1 protein-coding gene is annotated in these 392 nt (G+C 41.6%); it reads right to left on the bottom strand.

Annotated features, from left to right (window positions below):
- Positions 1-52: 52 nt before the first annotated feature.
- Positions 53-392, bottom strand: a 340-nt coding sequence (locus tag FD26_RS10790) for a transposase (RefSeq protein WP_162254857.1), incomplete at its 5' end; no start/stop codon positions are given.

Genomic DNA, 392 nt, shown 5'->3' with positions numbered 1-392 from the left:
TCAAGAATCTTGTGTAAATGAAATGCCTTCGTACATATAATATGTATCTAACTTAAATAAATGATGCTTCCAAGGTGTCCTGGAGTCCTTTGAACCCTCGGTGGATCCGCTTCAGAGACTTCTCGTTATAAACATTAAACTGAGAAACCAGGAAGCGATCCAGTGAATCTTCCGTTGGAAATTGTTCTTTGTGGTGGGTGATGCGCTTGAGATGCTTATTAAAGTTCTCAATCAGGTTAGTGGAGTATAGTGATTGCCGGATAGCTGGTGGAAAGTCCATGAAAGTGAGTAAATTCGGCATTTTAAGCAGATCTTTGATTAATTTGGGATAGGTCTGATGCCAGTTGTTGGCGAACTCATTCAGTTTCAGTTCGGCTGCTTCACGGTTGGCG

The sequence above is a fragment of the Companilactobacillus crustorum JCM 15951 genome (assembly GCF_001434585.1).
GTDB classification, from domain to species: Bacteria; Bacillota; Bacilli; order Lactobacillales; family Lactobacillaceae; genus Companilactobacillus; species Companilactobacillus crustorum.
The sequence above is the reverse complement of the archived record's forward strand: the minus strand, read 5'-3'. Positions and strand labels throughout refer to the sequence as shown.